The sequence below is a fragment of the Pseudovibrio sp. Ad46 genome, assembly GCF_001623065.1.
GTDB lineage: Bacteria > Pseudomonadota > Alphaproteobacteria > Rhizobiales > Stappiaceae > Pseudovibrio.
Window position 1 is genome coordinate 1 of sequence record NZ_LMCG01000056.1, and the last position, 805, is coordinate 805.

At 52.9% G+C, this 805-nt stretch carries 1 protein-coding gene; it reads left to right on the forward strand.

Features of this window, described 5'->3' with window-relative positions:
• The coding region (locus PsAD46_RS17130) for an IS110 family transposase (protein WP_153040773.1) at positions 1 to 647 on the forward strand (647 nt) is incomplete at its 5' end.
• Between the last annotated feature and the right edge of the window lie 158 nt (positions 648 to 805).

The following is an 805-nucleotide window of genomic DNA, read 5'->3' on the forward strand; positions in this document are numbered from 1 at the left end:
GTCGTACCGCCACCATCAACCAGATCCGGGCCTTCCTGTTAGAGCAAGGAATTGCGGTGCGCACAGGTAGTAGCAGTTTGAGAAACTCTCTGTTCGCCATTCTCGACAATCGCGCCAATGAGATTTCTTCGCGCATGCACGACATCCTGATCGGCCTTTATGAAGACTGGCTGTGGCTAGACGAACGCATCGATGCGACCAGTACCGAGATCGAACAGATCAGCAAATATGACGTTGGCTGCCAACTGCTGATGAGTATCCCCGGCATCGGACCCATCATCTCCACCGCGCTGGTGGCCGCCATCGGTAACGGATCTGCTTTTGAACGCGGACGAGACCTTGGCGCTTGGTTGGGCCTGGTCCCCCGGCAGTACAGCACAGGAGACAAGCCCATCCTCGGCAAAATATCGAAAACCGGAAATCGCTATTTACGCATGTTGTTGGTGCAAGCGGCACACGTTTTGATGATGCGACCGAAACTTTGGCAGAACTTGAGCTTCGGAGACTGGCTGGAACGGGCATCCAAGCGAATGCATAAGAATAAACTGGCCGTCGCCCTGGCCAATAAGCTGGCAAGGATCGCCTGGAGCGTATTGTATAATTGCACGGAGTTTGACAACCATACAGCTGATATGGAGGCGATCTAACCAGAACCTCCTTAAAGTTCGCGACAGAGCATAAGCATGGAACGGAAGAAAGAACGCACTCAAAGTCAGAGGGCCATAATGGTTCTAAGTAACCTGTCCGGTAATTAGACTGTAGGTACGTGCGTATTACCATCAAGGCCACGGCCCGCGTGCCGATA